Genomic DNA, 22,072 nt, shown 5'->3' on the forward strand with positions numbered 1-22,072 from the left:
CGGGGGGGGGGGGGGGGGGGGGGGGGGGGGGGGGGGGGGGGGGGGCGGGGGCCCCCCGCGCCGGCGCGGCCGCGGTCCGACGATACCTTCAGGCCGGCGCTGCGCAGCACGTCGAGCGCGGCGCTCGCGCCACCTGCGCGGCGCGGGATGCTGTCTGCAGTGGCGGGCACCTGGTCCTGCTGCTGCGCCACGGCTGGCGCGGCTTCTTCCGCGCGAGTGAACGCCGCTGCGGCGGGTGCGGTCAGCGCGGATGCAGGGGTTTCGTCTTCGGGACCGGCTGCGGAGGTGGTTTCACCTGGCGCGATCTCCGCTTGAGTTTCGGTGGACGGTTCGTCCATCCATGGCGCCAACGGACGCGCGGCGCTTGCTTCAACTGGCGTAGCAATGGCCGATGCGCTTGTGTGGTTGGATGCCGATGCCGTACTGGCAGAGATGGGCGCTTCAGCAATATCCGGTGCCGGCTGATCTTCGTCTTCTGACGAACCCGGCGCCCGTTCCGCTGCCACCTGCGTTGCAGCCGCAGCTTCCTCAGAAGCGCGTTCGGGCGTCGCCGAGGTTACCGGTTGCAGCGTGTGCGGCGAAGTGTCTTCGGCTCGCGTGGCGGGTACCGATTGCTCCGCTTCCGTCGAAGCGCTATCCGCTCGCACGGCAGATGTCGACAACGCGGCTTGCTGCACAGCAGCCGTCACGGCGATGCCGGCCGTCGGTTTGCGTTCATCCGCGTCGGTGTGAGCCGATTGCGCGTCGACCGGCACCGCCGCAGGAGCTCGAGGCGCCCGTGCAGCTTCGGCGACAGCCGGTGTCGCGGACGCATCCGTCGAACCCGCCACACCGCTCCCCGCGACAGCGCTAATAGCCGACACTTCACGCGAAGCCGCCACTCCATTCGTAACTTCACGTGCGGCAGAGACAGCCGCAGGACCCGCCGCGCCCTGTTGCGCAGCCACCGCAGGCGCACCGGCGCGCTTCGCGCCGCCGCCCGGCCCGGCCGCGCCGGCCGAACGTGCCGAAGCCGCCCCGCCCCCCGCCGCACCGCCACCCGTAGGCGCCGGTTCGAACGCCAGCATCCGCAGCAGCGTCATCGTGAAACCGGCGTATTCATCGGGCGCGAGGCCGAGCTCGCTTCGACCGATGGTCGCGATCTGATAGAACAGTTGCACCTGCTCGGCGCTCAGCGCTTCAGCAAAGCGGCGCAAATCGCCGGCTTCCGGCCACTCGTCGAGCACCGACGAAGGCGCGAACTGCGCCCACGCGATCCGATGCAGCAAGCTCGCCAGATCCTGCAACGCCGTCGAAAACGACAGGCTGCGCAACGCCATTTCGTCCGCGACCGCGAGTACAGCGGCGCCGTCGCCGTCGGCAAGCGCATCGAGCAGACGGATCAGATAGCTTTGGTCCAGCGCGCCGAGCATGCCGCGCACCGCTTCTTCATTGACCTGATTGGCCGAATACGCAATCGCCTGATCGGTCAGCGACAGCGCGTCGCGCATCGAACCGTCCGCCGCGCGCGCGAGCAGACGCAGCGCCTGCACGTCGTACGGCACTTTCTCTTCGCCGAGAATGTGTTCGAGATGCGAGACGATATGGCCGGCCGGCATCTGCTTCAGATTGAACTGCAGACAGCGCGACAGCACCGTGACCGGAATCTTCTGCGGGTCGGTGGTGGCGAGAATGAACTTGACGTGCGAAGGCGGCTCTTCCAGCGTCTTCAGCATTGCGTTGAACGCGTGGTTGGTGAGCATGTGCACTTCGTCGATCATGTAGACCTTGAAGCGCGCATCCACCGGCGCATACACCGCACGCTCCAGCAGCGCGGCCATTTCGTCGACGCCGCGATTACTCGCCGCGTCCATCTCGACATAATCGACAAAGCGCCCTTCGTCGATCTCGCGACACGCACGGCACACGCCGCACGGCGTGGAAGTCACGCCGGTTTCGCAATTCAGCGCCTTGGCGAAGATGCGCGACAGCGTCGTCTTGCCGACCCCACGCGTACCGGTAAACAGATAGGCATGGTGCAGACGGCCGCCGTCGAGCGCGTGCGTGAGCGCGCGCACCACGTGCTCCTGTCCGACGAGCGAAGCGAAATCCTTCGGCCGCCATTTGCGTGCGAGAACTTGATAGGTCATCCGGAAATTGTATCAGTAACGATGACGCGCCAAACCGATTCGACGACGTGCAAACGCGCGCCGCGGCTTCATTGAAACCGGCCACCGGATCGATAGAAAAAAATAGATGTCGCGCGCAGAGAGCGGCGCTGAGGTGCCGTGAACGAAGGCCCAGGGTAAAGCAGGAGATAACGACGAAAAACCGACACGCCGGAAGAGCGCGAAAGAACAACCGGAAACAAACGAAGAAAGGAGAAGGTGACGAGCCTGACCCTCGGCACTGGTGGAAAACGGCTGTGGCTGCTTCGTTCCCGACCTGACCAGGTTGACCATCCCTCCATGCGAGGAGGCCCGTCACGAAACATTCTATCACCGCTTGGGCCGCAAAGCGACTGTTAATACGAGCAAAGCGCCATCGACGCACCAAATCGCACACTACGCACCCTGAACAGCGCGGCAGCAACCGTGGCGACGCGAAGCTCTTGTGTTCGTCCGCGAAGCCACCAGATAGGAAACGTAGCGAGGTATGACAGAGCGTGGCGTATCAGCGGCGGCCATTGTCCCTACTCCCCCTGATGGGTACTATCGCCACCGGCAACGCATAGCGAATTAAGCTAAACTGCCGTACGGATGACCCGCAATGGCGAGCCTTCCGCACATGCCTGAAAGGTCCAGGGGCTTTTCAGGCATGCGCCGGCAGGTGGTGATTGCGGCAAAGCGAACAGAAGTTTCCCCTAGATTTTGATGTATCGTGGCGAGCATTCAGGCGGGCCTCGATCCGATAGAGGTATTCATACAATGAGCGAATCAATCAAGCATATTAGCGACGCATCGTTTGAACAAGACGTCGTGAAATCCGATAAACCCGTGCTGCTCGATTTCTGGGCCGAATGGTGCGGTCCGTGCAAGATGATCGCGCCGATCCTCGACGAAGTCGCGAAGGATTACGCCGATCGCCTGCAAATCGCCAAGATCAACGTCGACGAACATCAATCGACCCCGGTCAAGTTCGGCGTGCGCGGCATCCCCACGCTGATCCTGTTCAAGAATGGCGCTGTCGCCGCGCAAAAGGTCGGCGCGTTGTCGAAGTCGCAACTCACCGCGTTCCTCGACGGCAATCTGTAAAAGCACAAGCGTCGGCGCGTCGCTCAGAATCGGGCGCGCCACGTCCATCGTGTTGTCGAGCGACAACACGATTGATAAGAAAGATGCCATGCCGCCGCACTGGCGGAATTTGGCCTGTGCTATGCTAGAATCCGCAAAACGTCGAAAAGACGTGTAAGTCCTTGAGCGGTTCCGCTCACTCTCCTCCCAGATTTCATTTCGTCGCACCTTCTCCTGCGGGTTCTCCGTATGCATTTATCCGAGCTTAAGACTCTGCACGTGTCCGAATTGATCGAGATGGCCAATGGCCTCGAGATCGAAAGTGCGAACCGCCTGCGCAAGCAGGAATTGATGTTCGCCATTCTAAAAAAACGAGCCAAAACGGGCGACACGATCTTCGGCGACGGCACGCTCGAAGTGCTGCCGGACGGCTTCGGCTTCCTGCGTTCGCCGGAAACCTCGTACCTCGCCAGCACGGATGACATTTACATCAGCCCGTCGCAAATCCGCCGTTTCAACCTGCATACGGGCGACACGATCGAAGGCGAAGTGCGCACGCCGAAAGACGGCGAACGCTATTTCGCGCTGGTGAAGGTGGACAAGGTCAACGGCCAGCCGCCGGAAGCCTCGAAGCACAAGATCATGTTCGAAAACCTGACGCCGCTGCACCCGAACAAGGTGCTGCTGCTCGAACGTGAAATGCGTGGCGAGGAAAACGTCACGGGCCGGATCATCGACATGATCGCGCCGATCGGCAAGGGCCAGCGCGGCCTGCTGGTGGCATCGCCGAAGTCCGGCAAGACCGTGATGCTGCAACACATCGCGCATGCCATTAAACAGAACCATCCGGATGTCGTGCTGTTCGTGCTGCTGATCGACGAACGCCCGGAAGAAGTGACCGAAATGCAGCGTTCGGTGGCCGGCGAAGTGATCGCCTCCACGTTCGACGAACCGGCTGCGCGTCACGTGCAAGTCGCCGAAATGGTGATCGAAAAAGCCAAGCGTCTCGTCGAAATGAAGAACGACGTGGTGATTCTGCTGGACTCGATCACGCGTCTCGCGCGCGCGTACAACACGGTGGTGCCGGCTTCGGGCAAGGTGCTGACCGGTGGTGTCGACGCAAACGCGCTGCAGCGTCCGAAGCGCTTCTTCGGCGCGGCCCGCAATATCGAGGAAGGCGGTTCGCTGACCATCATCGGCACCGCGCTGATCGAAACCGGCAGCCGCATGGACGACGTGATCTACGAAGAGTTCAAGGGCACCGGCAACATGGAAGTGCATCTGGAACGCCGCCTCGCTGAAAAGCGCGTTTATCCGTCGATCAACCTGAACAAGTCCGGCACGCGCCGCGAAGAACTGCTGATCAAGCCCGAAGTACTGCAAAAGATCTGGGTGCTGCGCAAGTTCATTCACGACATGGACGAAGTCGAGTCGATGGAATTCCTGCTCGACAAGATTCGCCAGACGAAGAGCAACTCCGAATTCTTCGACATGATGCGTCGCGGCGGCGGCAGTTAAACGTCTGCTTTCCACGCCGTTCGACATCGAACACGAAAAACCGCTCGCGACAAACGAGCGGTTTTTTTTCGCCTGCTTCACGGGCAACCTGACCATGCACTATCCCGATAACATGTACGTGAACGTACACGTTGAACTATAATGCGGACAGCCCGTCATGTTTGCGATCTCCTATGCCGAAGGACTCACCCACCCTGTTGACTGTGCGCGACGCCGCCGAGCGTCTCGGCGTCACACCGCGCACGCTGAAGTACTACGAGGAACGCGGCCTCGTGTCGCCCACCCGCAGCGAAGGCCGCTATCGCCTCTACGACGAAGACGACCTCAAGCGCTTCGGCCGCATCCTGCGTCTGCGTTCGCTTGGATTTTCGCTGCACGGCATCACCGAAATGCTGAAGCAGCCGCTTGAACCGGTCGGCGGCCAGCATCGCTACTCCACCGAGTCGCTGCAACAGATTCGCGACGCGATCGCGCAACAGGCTGACGCGCTCGACGCGCGCATCGAAGCGATGCGCCGCGAGCTGAAGGAAGCGCAAAAACTCAGGGCGGAGTTGAGCCCCGATCTCGACTATCTCGAACGACGCCTTGCCGGCGAAAACGCCGACACACTGCTGGAACAGCGCCGCAACGCGCTCGCGAAAACCGGCAACGCGCCGGCCGCGAAACGCACCAGAAAGTCGGGCACGGCACGATGAACGCGTCATCGTCCCGCGTATCGTTGTTCAGCGTCGAAAAACTACGCGGCGATTTTTTCCCCTGGGTGCTGGCGGTCGTCACCGGCCTCGACTATTTCGACAACTCGATTTTTTCATTTTTCACGAGCTACATCGCGGGTGGAATCAACGCGTCGCCCGATGAACTGGTGTGGGCGTCGAGCTCGTATGCAGTCGCGGCGGTGCTCGGCATCCTGCAGCAGCAATGGTGGGTCGAGCGCTTCGGTTACCGGCGCTATGTGGCCGGCTGCATGCTGCTCTATTCCGCGGGCGCCGTGGCCGCGGCGCTCTGCGAGTCGTCGATCGAACTCGCTTTTGCACGCGGCTTTCAGGGCTACTTCATCGGTCCGATGATGGGCACGTGCCGCATCCTGATCCAGATGAGTTTCAAGCCGCAGCAGCGGCCCGCGGCAACGCGTGCGTTCCTGCTGCTGATCGTATTGAGCAGCGCGCTCGCGCCATTGATCGGCGGCCAGCTGGTCGGCCATTTCGACTGGCGCGCGTTGTTCGCCTGCACCGCGCCGGTCGGCGTGCTGTTCGCCGTGTTTGCGCTGCTCGCACTGCCGGACGCGGGCAACCGTCTGCCGGAAGAACGCGGCTCAGCGCATTTCTGGCCGTATCTGATCTTCGCGTTCGCGCAAGGCGCACTGCAAATCGTGATGCAGCAGGTGCGCTTCCAGTTGTTCAGCGCATCGCCCGGACTCATTCTGCTGACGGTCGCGGGCATCGGCGCATTGGGCTGGTTCGCGTATCAGCAGTGGCATCATCCGAGTCCGCTTGTCCGCCTGCACGCGCTGCGCGAGAAAGTCTTCCAGGTCGGCCTCGTGCTGTACATGTTCTACTACTACATCTCGACATCTTTCAGCTATCTGATCTCGCGTTTTCTCGAGAGCGGCCTCGGTTATCCGGTTGAAAACACCGGGCAACTGGTCGGCGTGACTTCACTGATTTCCGCAAGCGCCCTCTTCGTCTATCTGCGTTACGCGAAGCTGCTGCCGCGCAAGAAGTGGATCATCGTGCCGGGCTTCGCGGTGGCCGCGTTCGCTGCGGCGTGGATGACGCGCATGTCGCCGGGCGTCGGCGAAACGGCGTTGCTCGTGCCGTTGCTGCTGCGCGGCTTGCTGCTGCTGTTCATCGTGCTGCCGGTCGCCAATCTGACATTCAGGATTTTCGCAATCGAAGAATTCACGCACGGCTACCGGCTGAAGAACATCGTGCGGCAACTGACAATCTCGTTTGCGACAGCCTCGGTAATCATCGTCGAACAGCATCGGCAGGCGCTGCATCAAAGCCGCCTCGCGGAGTTCGTGAATCCGTACAATCCGGTATTTCAGAACTCGCTCGCCGCGCTGACGAACGGCTTCGCCGCAGCCGGCCGTTCGCCGTCCGACGCGCATTCGCTCGCGCTCGTCGAAATCAGCCGGACGGTCGCGCAGCAGGCCAGCTTTCTGACCTCGCTGGACGGCTTCTACTTTCTGATCGGCATCGCGATATGCGGCGGCATTTTCGCCGCGTGGCAAAAACAGATCGATTAAGGGTTTCATCCGCTCATGCTCTCGAAACTCACTGAATGGTTCGGCACGCGCCGCCGCGACCGCGCATTGCGCGACTACGCAATCGACGACACGCTCTGGCAAGCCACGCTCGCCGGCCTGCCCTTTCTCGCGCATCTCGATGCGGCGGATCTCGTGCGCTTGCGCGAACTGACCAGCCTCTTCATCGCGAAAAAGGAATTCTCGACCGCGCACGAACTCGAGTTGACCGACGCGATGACCGTCGCGATCGCCGCGCAAGCGTGTTTGCCGGTGCTGAATCTGAGCCTCGATCTGTATCGCGGCTGGGTCGGCGTGATCGTCTATCCGGGCGAGTTCGTGATCCGCAAAACAGTCGAAGACGAAGACGGCGTGGTCCACGAAGTCGAACACGACGCGAGCGGCGAAGCGTGGGAAGGCGGGCCGGTGGTGTTGTCGTGGGAAGACGCGCAGATGACCGACAGCACGGACGCCTACAACGTGGTAATCCACGAGTTCGCACACAAGATCGACATGATGAACGGCGACGCGGACGGTCATCCGCCGCTGATGCGCCGCTGGCACGCACCGCTCGACTCCCAGGCGTGGGCCGACGTGTTCGACCATGCGTACGACCACTTCTGCGCGAAAGTGGACGCGGTGCCGGAGCGGCGCTGGGCGCGTTTCGAGCGCGATTCGCTGATCGATCCGTATGCAGCCGATCATCCGTCGGAATTTTTTGCCGTTTGCAGCGAGGCGCTGTTCGTGAAGCCGCACGCGTTCGAGGCCGAATATCCGGAGTTGTACCGGCTGCTTGCTCGCTATTACCGGCAAGACCCGGCGCGCGTCGGGCTGAGCTTTCCCAGGACCTGAGAGCGTTGCCCGGCGGGCTTGAAGCCTTTGTTGCGCCGCTCAACCGAACCCCATGCGAAAACGCCGGACTGCTGGCAAAAAGCCTGCACAAAGGTCGCCAACCAACTGATTTTCTGGCATAATCGCCGTTTTTCGACCATAGGCAAGTGGCTCGCGCCTAGATGCAGTCCGGGTGAAAACACGGTTGCACGCGGGTTGGCTACCGCCAGATTAAAGGAAAGACCATGAAAGAAGGCATTCACCCGGATTACCGCGAAGTCCTGTTCATCGACATGTCGAACGACTTCAAGTTTGTGACGCGCTCGACCATCCACACGCGTGAAACCGCCGAATTCAACGGCAAGACCTACCCGCTCGCCAAGATCGAAGTGTCGTCGGAATCGCATCCGTTCTACACCGGCCAACAAAAGATCATGGACACGGCAGGCCGCGTCGAAAAGTTCAACAAGAAGTTCGGCACGCGCGCTACCGGCAAGGCAGCAGCGAAGTAATACCGCTTGCGCGTCGTCGTCGGCTTCGTGCGGCAACGATGCAGCAGCAAAAAAGGGGCAGCGCGAGCTGCCCTTTTTTATCGCCTTTTTCAGCCTTCAGGGTTTTGTTGCGCGCCTTCTTTGTTGCCCCTTTCGTCGTCATTGCCGCCGCATACCGCGCACAGCCACAAAGCCGGCCGCGTCGCGCACCGCGTTACAAACACCCAACCAGGTTTCAAGGCGTTACCGGCGCGTGACGCGCTTCGCGCGGCACGACTACAATGCCGGATGCTCGGAATTGGCCATTCCAGCCGGACATTCCGCCCGGTCCCGGCCGCATCGCTTATCCAAGATCAACACACCGCATGAGACCTGCCGTTCGCCTCACAGCCTCCGCGACTAGTGCATTACCGCGCTGGCTGCTGCTGACCATCTGTATCGTCTATGCGTTTTTCGGCCTGTTCGGCCGCGATCCGTGGAAGAACGAAGACGCAACCGGCTTCGGCGTCATGTGGACCATGGCGAACGGCACGGCCCACGACTGGCTGCTGCCGAACCTGGTCGGCAAATTCATGACGGAAGACGGCCCGCTCGGCTACTGGCTCGGCGCCAGCGCGATTCGCGCGCTTGCACCGTGGGTGGACGCGAGCAACGCGTCGCGCGTGTTCACCGGCCTGCTGTTCTGCGCGGCCTGCGCGTTCGTCTGGTACGCGGCCTACCTGCTCGGCCGGCGCGCGGAAGTTCAACCGTTCAAATATGCATTCGGCGGCGAGCCGGAACCGCGCGACTACGGCCGCACGCTGGCGGACGGCGCGCTGCTGATCCTGCTCGCGTGCTTCGGTCTGGCCGAACGCGGCCACGAAACCACGCCGCAACTGGCGCAGTTCGTCGGCATCGCGATACTCGTGTACGGCCTCGTGCGCGTGATCGACAAACCGGTCCAGGGCGCGCTGATCTGGGGTCTCGCACTCGGGATCATGACGCTCGCCAGCAGTCCGGTGCTGGTCGTCGCACTGCTGCTCGGCACGCTCGTCACGACGCTGTTCGTGCGCGAGATGCGCACCCGCTGGCTGCTGCTGGCCGGCTTGCCGGTTGCGCTCGCGCTGTCGGTAGTGTGGCCGATCGCCGCACTCGCCGCCTTTCCGGACGACGCCGTCTGGTACCTGAACCAGTGGGTGCATGTCAGCGTGGTGTCGTTCCAAGGGCCGCCGGGGTCGGTGGCGCTGTACGCGCTGAAGAACCTGCCGCTCTACACGTGGCCGGCCTGGCCGCTCGCGATCTGGGCGTGGTATAGCTGGTCGGGGCTGCGTCGCGCGCCGCACGTGGCGATCCCGCTCGCCGTGATCCTCCCGCTGCTCGTGCTGATCGTGATGCAAAGCCATCAGTCGAACCGGCTGTTCATGCTGCTGCTGCCGCCGCTCGCGGTGCTGGCCGCGTTCGCGCTGCCCACCCTCAAGCGCGGCACGATCAACGCGATCGACTGGTTCGCGCTGATGAGCTTCACGATCCTCGGCAGCTTCGTCTGGCTGTTGTATGCGGCCAGCCTGACCGGCTTCCCGGCTCCGCTCGCGCGCAATCTGGCCCGATACGCACCGGGTTTCGCGCCGCAGTTCAAGCTTCTGTCGTTCGTGTGCGCGGTCGCCGTGACGGTCTGCTGGTTCGCGCTGGTGCGCTGGCGCCTTGCGCGTCATCCGAAAGTGCTGTGGCGCAGCGTGGTGCTGTCCAGCGCCGGCACGACGCTGATGTGGGTGCTGCTGATGACGCTGTCGCTGCCGCTCGTCAACTACAGCCGGACCTATAAGGACGTCGCCGAACAGATCGCGAGCCACCTGCCCGAGGACTACACCTGTATCTCGCCGGTACGCCTCGGTAACGCGCAGATCGCGACCTTCGCGTATTTCGGCGACATGCACTTCTCGTTCAATCAGGATTGCGACGTGATCCTGCGCCAGGACACCCAGGACTTCGGCGAACCGAGCTCGATGTCCGACTTCGTCTGGAAACTGGTTTGGGAAGGCCGCCGCGCGGCCGACCGTGACGAGCGTTTCCGTCTGTATGTGCGTATCGACCGCCCGAAGCCGCCGGTCCCCGTCAAACGCCGCAGCTGGCACAAGAAGCCCGACTGACGATGTTCGCCGACGTACGGAAAATCGCCGCCCTCGCGTGGCCCGTGCTGATCGGCCAACTGGCGATCATCGCGTTCGGCGTGATCGACACCGCGATGGTCGGCCGCTATTCGGCCGTCGATCTCGCCGCGCTCGGCCTCGGTTCATCGATCTACATTTCCGTCTATATCGGGCTGACCGGCATTCTGACCGCGCTGCAGCCGATCGCCGCACAGCTCTATGGCGCGCGGCGCTACACCGAGATCGGCGAAGAAGTGCGGCAGGCGTTGTGGCTCGCGCTCGCGCTGACCGTGATCGGCTTTCTGATCCTGTATTTTCCCGGGCCGATCCTGCGGCTCGCGCGTGTGCCGGATGCGCTGCACGAGCGCACCGTCGCCTATCTGCGGATTCTGTCGTTCGGACTACCGGCGAGCCTCGCGTTTCGCGTCTATAGCTCGCTGACGAACGCGGTGGGCAAACCGCGGCTCGTGATGATCCTGCAGATCGGCGCGCTGCTGCTCAAGTTTCCGCTCAACACGTGGTTCATTTTCGGCGGCCTCGGCGTGCCGGCGCTCGGCGGTCCGGGCTGCGCGCTCGCAAGCATCGCGATCAACTGGGGGCTAGCGGCAGTCGGCATGCTGCTGCTGACACGCGTCGACGTGTTCACGCCGTTCGCGATCTTCGGGCGCTTCTGCTGGCCGGTGTGGCGACGTCAGGCCGCGCAGTTGCGGCTCGGCATTCCGATGGGCCTGTCCTACCTGATCGAAGTCACGTCGTACACCTTCATGGCGCTTTTCATCGCGCGCTTCGGCACCACGACGCTCGCCGGCCACCAGATCGCCGGCAACATCGGCGCGGTGCTTTACATGACGCCGCTGTCGATCGGCATCGCAGCGTCGACGCTGGTCGCTCAGGCACTCGGCGCGCATCGTCATGAAGCGGCGCGCACGCTGTCGCGGCACGGAATCGTGATGGCGGTATCGATCGCCTGCTGCTACGCGGCGATCGTGCTGGCGCTGCGTCCGTATGTGATCGAAGGCTATACGCCGAATGCGCAGGTCGCGGCGGCGGCGATGCCGCTGGTGCTGATCGTCGCGTGCTACCACGTGTTCGATTCGCTGCAGATCACGACGGCATTCGTGCTGCGCGCGTACAAGGTGGCCGTCGTGCCGACCGTGATCTATGCGGTCGCGCTGTGGGGCGTGGGGCTGGGCGGCGGGTATCTGCTCGGCTTCGACGTGGGCGGCACGATACCCGCATGGCTGACCGGCGCGCGAGGCTTCTGGATAGCGAATACCGCGAGTCTGGCAATCGCCGGCATCGGGCTGCTGCTGTACTGGCGGGTTGTGAGCAGGCGGGATCGGGTTTGACGGTGCACCGCTCTCAAGCCGTCAACGCGTCCTCCCGATCGTGCCGCTCGAAAATCTCGCGTGCCGCGAACAATGCGTTCAATGCCGCCGGGAAGCCCGCATAAAGCGCCATCTGCATGAACACCTCGACGATTTCCTCGCGCGTGCAGCCGACATTCAATGCCGCCTCGATATGCACCTTCAGTTGCGGTTGCGCACAGCCGAGCGTCGCGAGCGAAGCGATCGTCGCGATTTCACGGGCCCGCAGGTCGAGTTGCGGCCGGCTGTAAATGTCGCCGAAACCGAATTCGATCAGCAGACGTCCGAAATCCGGCGCGATCGGCGCAAGCGCGGCGATCACCTGCTCGCCGGTCGAACCGTCGATCTCCTTCAATTTGTTCCAGCCTCGGGTGTAGCGTTCGTTGTCGGCGTGTTCCATGGCGAGTCCTTGTCCTCTTCAGCTTGCGATTGAGTGTCGATCTGTCGTGTCGTATCGCACGGAGCGGCCGTGTGCTGCGCCGCCTGCTCGACGGCTTCGTAGTAAGCGATCTTGTCGATGATCGCGCCGAGATTGCTCTGCAACCCGGCGATCCGCGCCAAAACCGCGTCCCGATGCGCCACCAGCATCCGGCGACGCTCGCCCACCGTAGGCTCACCATTGGCCCGCAGCGCCGCGAAGGCTTGCATTCCGACGATCGGCATCCCGGTTGCCTTCAGACGCATCACGAACTGCAGCCAGTCAAGGTCGGCCGGCGAATACAGGCGATGCCCCGCCTGGGTTCGTCCGACCGCCCGGATCAGGCCGGCCTGCTCGTAATAGCGCAGCGTATGCGTGGACACGCCGATCGTCTCGGCGACCTGGCCGATGGTGAGTGCTTTTGACATGACGGAACTCAGGTTAGAGGTTCGAGTGCACTCTAAGTCAAGCGGGTACCGTTGTCATTTTCAGATTGATTGGCGCGTTGATCGATAACGCGCATAAAGGCTTATTCGGTAGGCAAAAGGTTTAAATCTTGTTCACACTGATTTACTTGTCACGAATCGATCGGTATAAATCGTCGGTAATGGCAATTAAGGGCGCGCAATTTATCCTATGCTTAAGCGCAGTGCCTGCTGACTAAAATGAGTTGTCTGACTTGTTGTTTTTCCGGCTAACTTTTTTGCCCTCAATGGAGTGCTTGCCATGCTGAAGAAGCTTTTAATGCTGTGCGTCGCTTTGGCTTTGTCGCTGTCGGCGGGATTCGCGGCTGCGGTCGAAGTAAACTCCGCCGACCAGGCGGCGCTCGAATCGGTCAAGGGTATCGGGCCGGTGCATGCGAAAGCGATCATCGACGAACGCACGAAGAACGGTCCATTCAAGGACGCCGACGATCTGGCCGCGCGCGTTAAAGGCATCGGCACCAAATCGGTAACCAATCTCGAAGCGGCAGGCCTGACGATCAACGGTTCGTCCACGCCGCCTAGCGGCGCAAAGCCGGCCGCGAAGTCGGGCAGCACCGTGAGCACCAAGGCCGCGCCGGCGGCAGCACCAGCCGCCACCGCGCCAGCCACGACAGCAGCAACGACTCCAGCAACCGCAGCGCCCGCCGAAGCATCCGGCACGAAAGCATCGAAGTCGAAGAGAAAGAGCAAGGCCGCGTCCGACGCGGCGGCCACCACCGCCGCCCCGGCCGCGACGGCTGCGGCGAGCGCGCCGGCCGACGCCTCCGGCACCAAGGCATCGAAGAAGAAAGCGAAGAAGAGCAAGGCTGCATCGGCGGCGGCAGCCTCCGGCGCGTAAAGCAGCTTGGCAGGTTGGCGCAGGCGGCGTGCCGGCTTCCCCGAACGCCCGTCACGAACGCATTGATCGACACAGGATCAACTGCGGACGCCGCCCGCCTTCATTCCCCCGGCGCCGCGCAACCGCGCGGCGTTTTCACCCGCCGGCTCGTCACACAGGGGTCGGCATTCAAGAGAGTCCGTCATGAGCCTACTCGACACTATCGGTTCCCTGGTTGGCAAATCGCCTGAAGGCGGTGGCGGCGGCCAGCAAGCGCTGGTCTCCGCGGCACTGGAATTCGTCAACAACCAGCCGGGCGGCCTGAACGGTCTGATCGACCGCTTCAAGGAAAAGGGCCTCGGCGACGTGGTCACATCGTGGGTCAGCAACGGCGAGAATCAGGCTATCGCTCCGGATGCGCTGCATAGCGTGCTCGGTTCGGAAACCGTCACCAACCTCGCCGCCAAAGCCGGCGTCGCGCCGGACCAGGTGACGGGCTTGCTGTCGCAGATCCTGCCGCACGTCGTCAATGCGGCGACGCCGGAAGGCGAAGTCCCCGCTGAAGGCAAGCTCAATTCGACCACCGTGCTCGGCGCGCTCGGCGGTTTGTCGGCGCTGTTCGGCAAGGGCAACGCGTAACCCCTAACGCGTAACGCACCTGGCAATAAAAAAGCGGCAACGAAAATCATCGTTGCCGCTTTTCCGCATGGCCGTCACTAACGATCAGTACCGCCACCGTTAGCGACGACCCACCGTCGCTCAATGCACGACGCGTTCGAACACCAGCTTGCCGTCTTCCACTTCGACCGGAATCACGTCCTTCGGACCGAACTTGCCGGCCAGAATCAGCTTCGCGACCGGGTTCTCGATCTCCTGCTGGATCGCGCGCTTCAACGGCCGCGCGCCGAACAGCGGATCGTAGCCGACCTTGCCGACGTGCTCGAGTGCGTCGTCGGACACCACCAGTTGCATGTCGAGCTTGGCGAGCCGTTCATGCAGACGCTGCAACTGAATCCGCGCGATCGACTGGATGTTCGAGCGGTCGAGTGCGTGGAACACCACGACGTCGTCGATCCGGTTCAGGAATTCGGGCCGGAAATGCAGCTTCACTTCTTCCCAGACCGCGTCTTTCACCGCTTCCTGCGGCTCGCCGACCATCGCCTGGATCACCTGCGAACCGAGGTTCGACGTCATCACGATCACCGTGTTCTTGAAGTCCACGGTACGGCCCTGGCCATCGGTCATGCGGCCGTCGTCGAGCACCTGCAACAGCACGTTGAACACGTCCGGATGCGCCTTCTCGATTTCGTCGAGCAGGATCACGCTGTACGGCTTGCGGCGCACGGCTTCAGTCAGATAACCGCCTTCCTCGTAACCGACATATCCCGGCGGCGCGCCGATCAAACGCGCGACGCTGTGCTTCTCCATGAATTCGCTCATGTCGATGCGGATCAGATGATCTTCCGAATCGAACAGGAACGACGCCAGCGCCTTGCACAGCTCGGTCTTGCCCACACCGGTCGGCCCGAGGAACAGGAACGAACCATACGGACGGTTCGGATCCGACAGACCCGCGCGCGAACGGCGGATCGCGTCGGCCACCGCGCTGATCGCCTCGTCCTGACCGACCACGCGGTCGTGCAGTTTCTCTTCGATCTGCAGCAGCTTTTCACGCTCGCCCTGCATCATCCGCGACACCGGAATGCCGGTGGAACGCGACACGACTTCGGCGATTTCCTCCGCGCCCACCTGCGTGCGCAACAAACGCGGCCGCGTCGGATTGTTCTGCTCTTTCGCCTCGGCCTGGGTCACTTCCTTCAACTGCGCTTCGAGACCCGGCAGCTTGCCGTACTGCAATTCGGCAACTTTCTCGAGCTTGCCTTCACGCTGCAAACGCGTGATTTCCGCGCGCGTTTTTTCGATCTCTTCCTTCAATTGCGCACTGCCCTGCACCGCCGCTTTTTCTGCGGTCCAGATTTCTTCGAGGTCCGAATAGTCGCGATTGAGCCGCTCGATTTCTTCCTCGATCAGTTGCAGACGCTTTTGCGACGCTTCGTCCTTTTCCTTCTTGACGGCTTCGCGCTCGATCTTCAACTGGATCAGCCGACGATCGAGCCGGTCCATTTCTTCCGGCTTCGAGTCGATTTCCATCTTGATCTTCGACGCGGCTTCGTCGATCAGGTCGATGGCCTTGTCCGGCAGGAAACGATCCGTGATATAGCGATGCGACAACTCGGCCGCCGCGACGATCGCCGGGTCGGTGATATCGACGCCGTGGTGCAGCTCGTACTTCTCCTGCAAACCACGCAGAATCGCGATGGTCGCCTCAACCGACGGTTCGTCGACCAGCACCTTCTGGAAGCGGCGTTCGAGCGCGGCGTCCTTCTCGATGTATTTGCGATATTCGTCGAGCGTGGTCGCGCCGACGCAATGCAACTCGCCGCGCGAGAGAGCCGGCTTCAGCATGTTGCCCGCGTCCATCGCGCCTTCGGCCTTGCCCGCGCCGACCATCGTGTGAATTTCGTCGATGAAGACGATGGTCTGGCCTTCGTCTTTTGCGATGTCGCTCAGCACGGCCTTCAGGCGCTCCTCGAATTCGCCGCGATACTTGGCGCCGGCCAGCAGCGCCGCCATATCGAGCGAGAGCACGCGCTTGCCCTTCAGCGTTTCCGGCACTTCGCCGTTGACGATGCGCTGCGCGAGACCTTCGACGATCGCCGTCTTGCCCACGCCCGGCTCGCCGATCAGCACCGGATTGTTCTTGGTGCGGCGTTGCAGGATCTGGATCGAACGGCGGATTTCGTCGTCACGGCCGATCACCGGGTCGAGCTTGCCCGCCCGCGCCCGCTCGGTCAGGTCGACCGTGTATTTCTTCAGCGCTTCGCGCTGGCTTTCGGCGTCCTGGCTGTGCACCTGCGAGCCGCCGCGCACCGCGGCAATCGCGCTTTCGAGCGACTTGCGCGACAGGCCGTGCTGGCGCGCGAGGCGGCCGGCTTCGCCTTTGTCGTCCGCGACGGACAGCAGGAACATTTCGCTCGCGATGAACGTATCGTTGAGCTTCTGCGCTTCCTTGTCGGCCTGGTTCAGCAAACCGGTGAGTTCGCGGCCGATCTGCACGTTGCCGTCGGTGCCCTGCACCTGCGGCAGGCGCGTGATCGCGTCGTTCAACGCGGTTTGCAGCGCCTGCACATGCACGCCGGCGCGCGACAGCAACGAGCGGGCCGAACCGTCCTGCTGGGCGACGAGCGCGGACAGGACGTGAACGGGTTCAATGTACTGATTGTCATGACCGACCGCGAGACTCTGCGCATCGGCCAGCGCTTCCTGGAATTTAGTGGTGAGTTTGTCGATTCTCATCAAGAGACCTCCAATTTCGAATACCACCAAAATGAGGCGTTTTACGCAGGTTTCAAGCGCTTTTTTGCATCGGACGACAACTATTTAACATTTGACGCGAGAGAACTTGCGGCCGTCTTCAGACGACCGGTGCGGGGCTGCCGCCGGCCGGCGCAAGCGGAACGATCGGGATGCTCAACCCGAGCAGCGCGGCCAGCGGGCCGTGCGGCGCGGCCATCTCGCCGATGGTGTGCCGGTCGAGCTCGGCAAGGAACGCATTGCGCGCCGCCTCGAGCGCGCCGCGCAGACGGCATTGCGCCGTTATGACGCAGGCGCGACGCTCGCCCTGCTGATCCGGAAAGCAGCCGACCAGCGCGAAGTCGCTCTCCGTGGCGCGCACGATTTCGCCGACCTTCAACGCGCTGGTCTGCTCCGCCAGCCGCAGGCCGCCATTGCGCCCGCGCACGGTTTCGACCCAGCCGAGCTCGCCCAGTTGCTGGACGACCTTCATCAGATGGTTTTTGGAGATGCCGTAGGCGTCGGAAATGTCCTGGATGGTCGCCAGGCCCTCGCCGCGCACAGCGAGATACAGCAGGACGCGCAACGAGTAATCCGTGTAATCGGTCAGTCTCATAAGTGCAGGTGTCACATGAGCGCAAGCCGCGATCCGGGATAACCGCGTCGATGCAAGGGTTGCCGGGGACTGTCGCTTCGCCATAAGATGCGGGCGCCACGCATTATTTATTTTTTTGCGTTGACAGGCGGTTCGGGTCTTTCAAACGTAATGGTAACGTTTCCCGCCTGGGTCATTCATGCGAAAAGCGGGGTATTCGCGGCCCAGTTCGCATCGTTTCCACACGATTTGAGGCCATTCGCGACGCAATGTGGCACCGTGTGGCGATGCGCCGCGAATCGAAGCACTCTCTGGAATCCGCATGAAGCCGACTTTTCCCGCTGCGCCGGTCGTCGAGCGCGCCGCCGAACCCACCGACGCGAACATTCGCGAGCTCGTCTACGGCTTCTACGACCGCGTGCGCGCCGATCCGCTGCTCGGCCCGGTTTTCGACGCGAGCCTTGCCGGTCGCTGGGACGACCATCTGCCGAAAATGTGCACCTTCTGGGCGAGCCTCGTGCTCGGCGCAAAGCAGTATCGCGGCAATGTGCAGCAGGCTCATCAGCCGCTCGAAGGGATCGAGCCGCAGCACTTCAACCGCTGGCTGTATCTGTTTCTGGATACCGTCGAAGCGCGCTTCGTGCCGGCTGCCGCAGTCCGTTTCATGGAGCCCGCGCTGCGGATCGCGCAGAGTTTGCAGTTGAGTCGCTTTGGTTGGGATTACAGGATTCCGCCGGAACAGCAGGCGTTGCTGGAGCGCGTCGCGCCGAGGCGGCGTCCGCGTGACGGCGATTCGCACGACGAGCATGCCGAACGTGCGCGGCCCGCTGGCGAGCCGTTTCCGGCGCGGATCATTGGGAAAGCGCGGGATGAGTGACGCTGGGCCGCTTCCCGCATGGCCCCGCCCCACCTACTCCTTCGTCCGGTTTCCCGATTCGATGCCCCAACGGGCCAGCGCGGCGTCGTCCGTGACGCGGGCGTCGACCCAGCGCTCGCCTTCCGCGGTCTTCTCTTTCTTCCAGAACGGCGCTTCGCTCTTCAGGTAGTCCATCACGAATTCGCACGACGCAAACGCTTCGCCGCGATGCGCGGCGGTCGTCGCCACAAGCACGATCTGGTCGAGTGGATGGAGCTTGCCGACGCGGTGCACGATCAGCACCTCGATGCCCGGCCAGCGCTGCCTCGCGCTGACGACGATCGCTTCCAGCGATTTTTCCGTCATCCCCGGATAGTGCTCGAGCTCCATCGTCTCGACCGCGCTGCCTTCATTCAGATCGCGCACCGTCCCGACGAAACAGGCGACCGCGCCGACCTTCGGATTGCGCGCGCGCAACGCGGCGACTTCGGCCGTCAGATCGAAGTCTTCGGTTTGAACACGGACGGGCATCTCTGACTCCTGGCAAGCGGGCCGCAACCAGCGTAGCTAGCGGCCACGGATGTAATTCAGCCGCCGGTGACGGGCGGAAAGAACGCGACTTCGCAGCCTTCAGTGATGCGCGTGCCGGCGTCGGTCATCACGTGGTTGCAGGCCATGCGCAGCGCGCGGCCTTCCGCGAGCGCGTCCGCCCACGCGCCGCCGCGCACGCGCAGCCACGCGCGCACGTCGCCGACCGTGGCGACGCCGTCGGGCAGATCGACCGTTTCGTCGGCGGTATCGAGCGCTTCGCGTACGCTTGCAAAATATCGGAGCTGGATTTTCATCGGGAACGCCGGGTCTTCAGTTCAGCAATTCGGAAAAGGGAATGAAGCGCACGGTCTCGCCGGCGCTGATCGCGTGATTCGGCGGGTTGTCGATCAGACCGTCTCCCCACACTGTGGAAGTCAGCACCGCGGAACTCTGGTTCGGAAACAGATCGAGCCCGCCGGCCGCGTTGATCCGCGCGCGCAGAAACTCGTTGCGGCGATCGGCCTTCGGCTGCGTGAAGTCGGCCCGCAGCGACAACACGCGCGGCGCGACGGTACGCACGCCGGCGAGGCTCAGCACGAACGGGCGCACGAACAGCAGGAAAGTGGCGAAGCTCGACACCGGATTGCCTGGCAGGCCGATGAAAAACGTTTCCGCCGCTGCCGCCGTCGCGACGGTCGAGCTCTGTTGTTGCGCGCGGCGCACCGCGCCGAACGCGAGCGGCTTGCCGGGCTTCATCGCGATCTGCCACATCGCGAGGCGCCCTTCCGCCTCGACGGCCGGCTTCACGTGATCCTCTTCGCCGACCGACACGCCGCCGCAGGTCAGAATCAGGTCGTGCGCCTGCGCGGCTTCGCGCAGTGTCGCGCGGGTCGCGTCGAGTTTATCGGCGACGATCCCATAGTCGGTCACTTCGCAGCCGAGGTTGTCGAGCAAGCCGCGCAACGTGAAGCGGTTCGAGTTGTAGATCGCGCCGGGTTTGAGCGGCTCGCCGGGCATCGTCAACTCGTCGCCGGTGAAAAAGACCGCCACCTTCACGCGCCGCCGCACCTGCAACCCTGCGCAACCGACCGAAGCGGCAAGTCCGAGCGCTTGCGGCGTGAGGCGCGTGCCGGCCGGCAGGATCACCGAGCCGTTGCGGATGTCCGCGCCTTGCGCCGTAATCCATTCGCCCGCCTGCGGGCTGTGAAGGATCGTGACTTCGTCGCCGGCGGCTTCGGCTTGTTCCTGCATCACGATCGCGTCGGCGCCCGGCGGCACCGTGGCGCCCGTGAAGATGCGCGCGGCCGTGTTCGGTTCGAGCGGCTGCGGCGCGTGACCGGCGGGGATGCGCTGCGACACGCGCAACCGGCGCTTGGCCTGGCCGGCCAGATCGGCGGCGCGGACCGCGTAGCCGTCCATCGAACTGGTGTGCATGGGCGGGACGTCCAGCGGCGACGTGACGTCTGCTGCCAGCACACGGTTCAAAGCATCGAGCGTGGGGATCGATTCCGTGTCCGCGATCGGATTGGCGGCGCCGAGCAAGGTCGCCAGTGCTTCGGCAGTGGAGAGCATCGGCGCACGTGGCGTGGGTGTGGACATCTGTGGTTCGAGCCGCAGGTTAAAAGAATATTGTAGCGGTCGAGGGGGACGGCTGTCGGCAGCCGCGAGTTATGAGCGTATTTCGTCGCACGACGGTCGCCGGATACCAACGCTGCAAAAACATCGGGCGCGGCAATTGCCGCGCCCGATGTTCGATGTCCAAAGCAGCCCTACCTCACTCGCCGGTATTCGCGACGATAAAGTCCTTCACGCGCTGCGCGTCCGCCGGCAACACCTCGAAGCGCTGCGGCAGCGCCTCCAGCCCCGTAAACGCGGCCGGCCGCTCCGGTTCGCGCAGCAGCGCTTCGCGGATCGTCTCGCCGAATTTGATCGGCTGTGCGGTTTCCAGCACGATCATCGGAATGCCCGGTTGCAAATGCTCGCGCGCGACCTTCAAACCGTCCGCGGTATGCGTGTCGATCATCGTGTCGTAACGCTCGAACACGTCGCGAATTGCTTCCACGCGGTCTTCGTGACTGCTGCGGCCCGACACGAAACCGAACTGCTGCACGCGCGCGAAATCGCCGCTCGCCGCCAGATCGAAGCCGCCCTTCTCCTCGACGTCGCGGAACAGTTGCAGCACGCGCGCCGGATCGCGGTCCAGCAGATCGAACACGAAGCGCTCGAAGTTCGACGCCTTCGAAATGTCCATGCTCGGGCTGGTGGTGTGATACGTCTCCGCCGCCTTGCGCACGCGATAAATACCGGTGCGGAAGAACTCGTCGAGCACGTCGTTTTCGTTCGTGGCTACGACCAGCTTCTCGATCGGCAAGCCCATCATTCGCGCGATGTGACCCGCACACACGTTGCCGAAGTTGCCCGACGGCACCGTGAACGACACGCGCTCGTCGTTCGACTTCGTCGCGGCAAAGTAGCCCTTGAAGTAATACACGACCTGCGCGACGACCCGCGCCCAGTTGATCGAATTGACCGTGCCGATCTTGTACTGCGCCTTGAACGCGTGGTCGTTCGAGACGGCCTTGACGATGTCCTGCGCGTCGTCGAACACGCCTTCAACCGCGATGTTGAAGATGTTCGGGTCTTGCAGGCTATACATCTGCGCGGTCTGGAACGCGCTCATTTTCTTGTGCGGCGACAGCATGAACACGCGAATGCCCTTCTTGCCGCGCATGGCGTATTCGGCGGCACTGCCGGTGTCGCCGGAGGTCGCGCCGAGAATGTTCAGCGTCTGCCCGTGCTTGGCCAGCGTGTATTCGAACAGGTTGCCGATCAACTGCATCGCCATGTCCTTGAACGCGAGCGTCGGACCGTTCGACAGTTCCAGCAGCGACAGCGGCGCGCCGTTCTCGACGCCCAGCGTTTTGAGCGGCGTGATCTGCGCGGCGCTTTCGTCGTCGCGCACGTTGCAGTACGTGGCGGCCGTGTAGGTCTTGCGCGTCAGCGCGCGCAGATCTTCGGCGGGGATGTCTTCACAGAATTTCGACAGGATCTCGAACGCGAGATCCGCGTACGGCAGCGCGCGCCAGCGCGTCAGTTCGTCAGCGCCGATGCGCGGGTATTCGGCCGGCAGGTACAGCCCGCCGTCTTTCGCGAGACCGCCGAGCAGGATGTCGGAAAAGGTGTGATGCTCACCGGCTCCGGCGCCGCGCGTGGAGAGATAGTTCAT

20 protein-coding genes and 1 other RNA gene are annotated in these 22,072 nt (G+C 63.1%); 11 read left to right on the forward strand and 10 right to left on the reverse strand.

Translation table 11 applies throughout. From position 1 onward, the window contains the following. Together dnaX and ffs are read right to left on the reverse strand one after the other, a co-directional pair. The coding region (dnaX, locus tag PQQ51_RS20730) for a DNA polymerase III subunit gamma/tau (protein WP_408498694.1) at positions 1-2,129 on the reverse strand (2,129 nt) is incomplete at its 3' end. 236 nt (positions 2,130-2,365) lie between these two features. Continuing rightward, positions 2,366-2,464: signal recognition particle sRNA small type (ffs, locus tag PQQ51_RS20735), an RNA gene on the reverse strand. Positions 2,465-2,906: 442 nt separating this feature from the next. Here ffs and trxA point away from each other — a divergent pair. The 8 genes from trxA (at position 2,907) to PQQ51_RS20775 (ending at position 11,772) form a co-directional block, all read left to right on the forward strand. Continuing rightward, positions 2,907-3,233 carry a thioredoxin TrxA gene (trxA, locus tag PQQ51_RS20740; protein ID WP_054039468.1) on the forward strand — a complete coding sequence of 109 codons (327 nt, stop codon included), beginning with the start codon at positions 2,907-2,909 and terminating at the stop codon, positions 3,231-3,233. 228 nt (positions 3,234-3,461) lie between these two features. Next, positions 3,462-4,730 (forward strand): transcription termination factor Rho, encoded by a 1,269-nt coding sequence (gene rho, locus PQQ51_RS20745; protein ID WP_006048863.1) that lies wholly within the window; start codon positions 3,462-3,464, stop codon positions 4,728-4,730. Between the two features lie 173 nt (positions 4,731-4,903). Continuing rightward, a complete protein-coding gene (locus PQQ51_RS20750) occupies positions 4,904-5,425 on the forward strand; it encodes a MerR family transcriptional regulator (protein ID WP_408498695.1) in 522 nt (173 codons plus the stop codon). After that, positions 5,422-6,978, forward strand: coding sequence for an MFS transporter (locus PQQ51_RS20755; RefSeq protein ID WP_408498696.1), 1,557 nt, complete (start codon positions 5,422-5,424; stop codon positions 6,976-6,978). The genes PQQ51_RS20750 and PQQ51_RS20755 overlap by 4 nt, the downstream gene beginning before the upstream one ends. Before the next feature lie 15 nt (positions 6,979-6,993). Then, a complete protein-coding gene (locus PQQ51_RS20760; protein WP_408498697.1) occupies positions 6,994-7,827 on the forward strand; it encodes a M90 family metallopeptidase in 834 nt (277 codons plus the stop codon). A 224-nt stretch (positions 7,828-8,051) separates the two neighbouring features. Further along, positions 8,052-8,318, forward strand: coding sequence for a type B 50S ribosomal protein L31 (locus tag PQQ51_RS20765; RefSeq protein WP_408498698.1), 267 nt, complete (start codon positions 8,052-8,054; stop codon positions 8,316-8,318). A 344-nt stretch (positions 8,319-8,662) separates the two neighbouring features. After that, positions 8,663-10,423, forward strand: a complete 1,761-nt coding sequence (locus PQQ51_RS20770; RefSeq protein WP_408498699.1) for an ArnT family glycosyltransferase — start codon at positions 8,663-8,665, stop codon at positions 10,421-10,423. A 2-nt stretch (positions 10,424-10,425) separates the two neighbouring features. Next, positions 10,426-11,772, forward strand: coding sequence for an MATE family efflux transporter (locus tag PQQ51_RS20775; protein WP_408498700.1), 1,347 nt, complete (start codon positions 10,426-10,428; stop codon positions 11,770-11,772). A 13-nt stretch (positions 11,773-11,785) separates the two neighbouring features. Here the strand turns inward: PQQ51_RS20775 and PQQ51_RS20780 are convergent, their stop codons facing one another. Together PQQ51_RS20780 and PQQ51_RS20785 are read right to left on the reverse strand one after the other, a co-directional pair. Next, positions 11,786-12,190 (reverse strand): carboxymuconolactone decarboxylase family protein, encoded by a 405-nt coding sequence (locus PQQ51_RS20780; protein ID WP_408498701.1) that lies wholly within the window; start codon positions 12,188-12,190, stop codon positions 11,786-11,788. Further along, a complete protein-coding gene (locus tag PQQ51_RS20785; RefSeq protein ID WP_408498702.1) occupies positions 12,142-12,636 on the reverse strand; it encodes a MerR family transcriptional regulator in 495 nt (164 codons plus the stop codon). Before PQQ51_RS20785 ends, PQQ51_RS20780 begins: the two co-directional genes overlap by 49 nt. A 298-nt stretch (positions 12,637-12,934) precedes the next feature. Between PQQ51_RS20785 and PQQ51_RS20790 the strand changes: the two genes are divergently transcribed. Together PQQ51_RS20790 and PQQ51_RS20795 are read left to right on the forward strand one after the other, a co-directional pair. Next, entirely contained in the window at positions 12,935-13,531 is a 597-nt protein-coding gene (locus tag PQQ51_RS20790) for a ComEA family DNA-binding protein (protein ID WP_408498703.1), read from the forward strand. Between the two features lie 183 nt (positions 13,532-13,714). Beyond that, positions 13,715-14,149, forward strand: a complete 435-nt coding sequence (locus PQQ51_RS20795; protein WP_408498704.1) for a YidB family protein — start codon at positions 13,715-13,717, stop codon at positions 14,147-14,149. A gap of 120 nt (positions 14,150-14,269) precedes the next feature. On the opposite strand, the gene clpB is transcribed toward PQQ51_RS20795, so the two are convergent. Next, positions 14,270-16,867: an ATP-dependent chaperone ClpB gene (clpB, locus tag PQQ51_RS20800; protein WP_408498705.1), complete on the reverse strand. Its 2,598-nt coding sequence runs from the start codon at positions 16,865-16,867 to the stop codon at positions 14,270-14,272. 118 nt (positions 16,868-16,985) lie between these two features. Beyond that, positions 16,986-17,480, reverse strand: coding sequence for an Rrf2 family transcriptional regulator (locus PQQ51_RS20805; RefSeq protein WP_408498706.1), 495 nt, complete (start codon positions 17,478-17,480; stop codon positions 16,986-16,988). A gap of 301 nt (positions 17,481-17,781) precedes the next feature. Here PQQ51_RS20805 and PQQ51_RS20810 point away from each other — a divergent pair, with 301 nt between their 5' ends. Beyond that, the gene (locus PQQ51_RS20810; protein WP_408498707.1) at positions 17,782-18,336 is read left to right on the forward strand and encodes a group III truncated hemoglobin; all 555 of its coding nucleotides are present in this window, start codon (positions 17,782-17,784) and stop codon (positions 18,334-18,336) included. Between the two features lie 33 nt (positions 18,337-18,369). On the opposite strand, the gene PQQ51_RS20815 is transcribed toward PQQ51_RS20810, so the two are convergent. From PQQ51_RS20815 to thrC, 4 genes are all read right to left on the reverse strand, one after another. Beyond that, entirely contained in the window at positions 18,370-18,846 is a 477-nt protein-coding gene (locus PQQ51_RS20815; protein ID WP_408498708.1) for a molybdenum cofactor biosynthesis protein MoaE, read from the reverse strand. Positions 18,847-18,902: 56 nt separating this feature from the next. Further along, positions 18,903-19,160, reverse strand: coding sequence for a molybdopterin converting factor subunit 1 (gene moaD / locus PQQ51_RS20820; protein WP_408498709.1), 258 nt, complete (start codon positions 19,158-19,160; stop codon positions 18,903-18,905). A gap of 16 nt (positions 19,161-19,176) precedes the next feature. Next, positions 19,177-20,418 (reverse strand): molybdopterin molybdotransferase MoeA, encoded by a 1,242-nt coding sequence (locus PQQ51_RS20825; protein WP_408498806.1) that lies wholly within the window; start codon positions 20,416-20,418, stop codon positions 19,177-19,179. Between the two features lie 202 nt (positions 20,419-20,620). Continuing rightward, entirely contained in the window at positions 20,621-22,072 is a 1,452-nt protein-coding gene (gene thrC / locus PQQ51_RS20830; protein ID WP_408498710.1) for a threonine synthase, read from the reverse strand.

Origin of the sequence: Paraburkholderia xenovorans, assembly GCF_046030735.1 — a bacterium.
Lineage (GTDB): Bacteria > Pseudomonadota > Gammaproteobacteria > Burkholderiales > Burkholderiaceae > Paraburkholderia > Paraburkholderia xenovorans_A.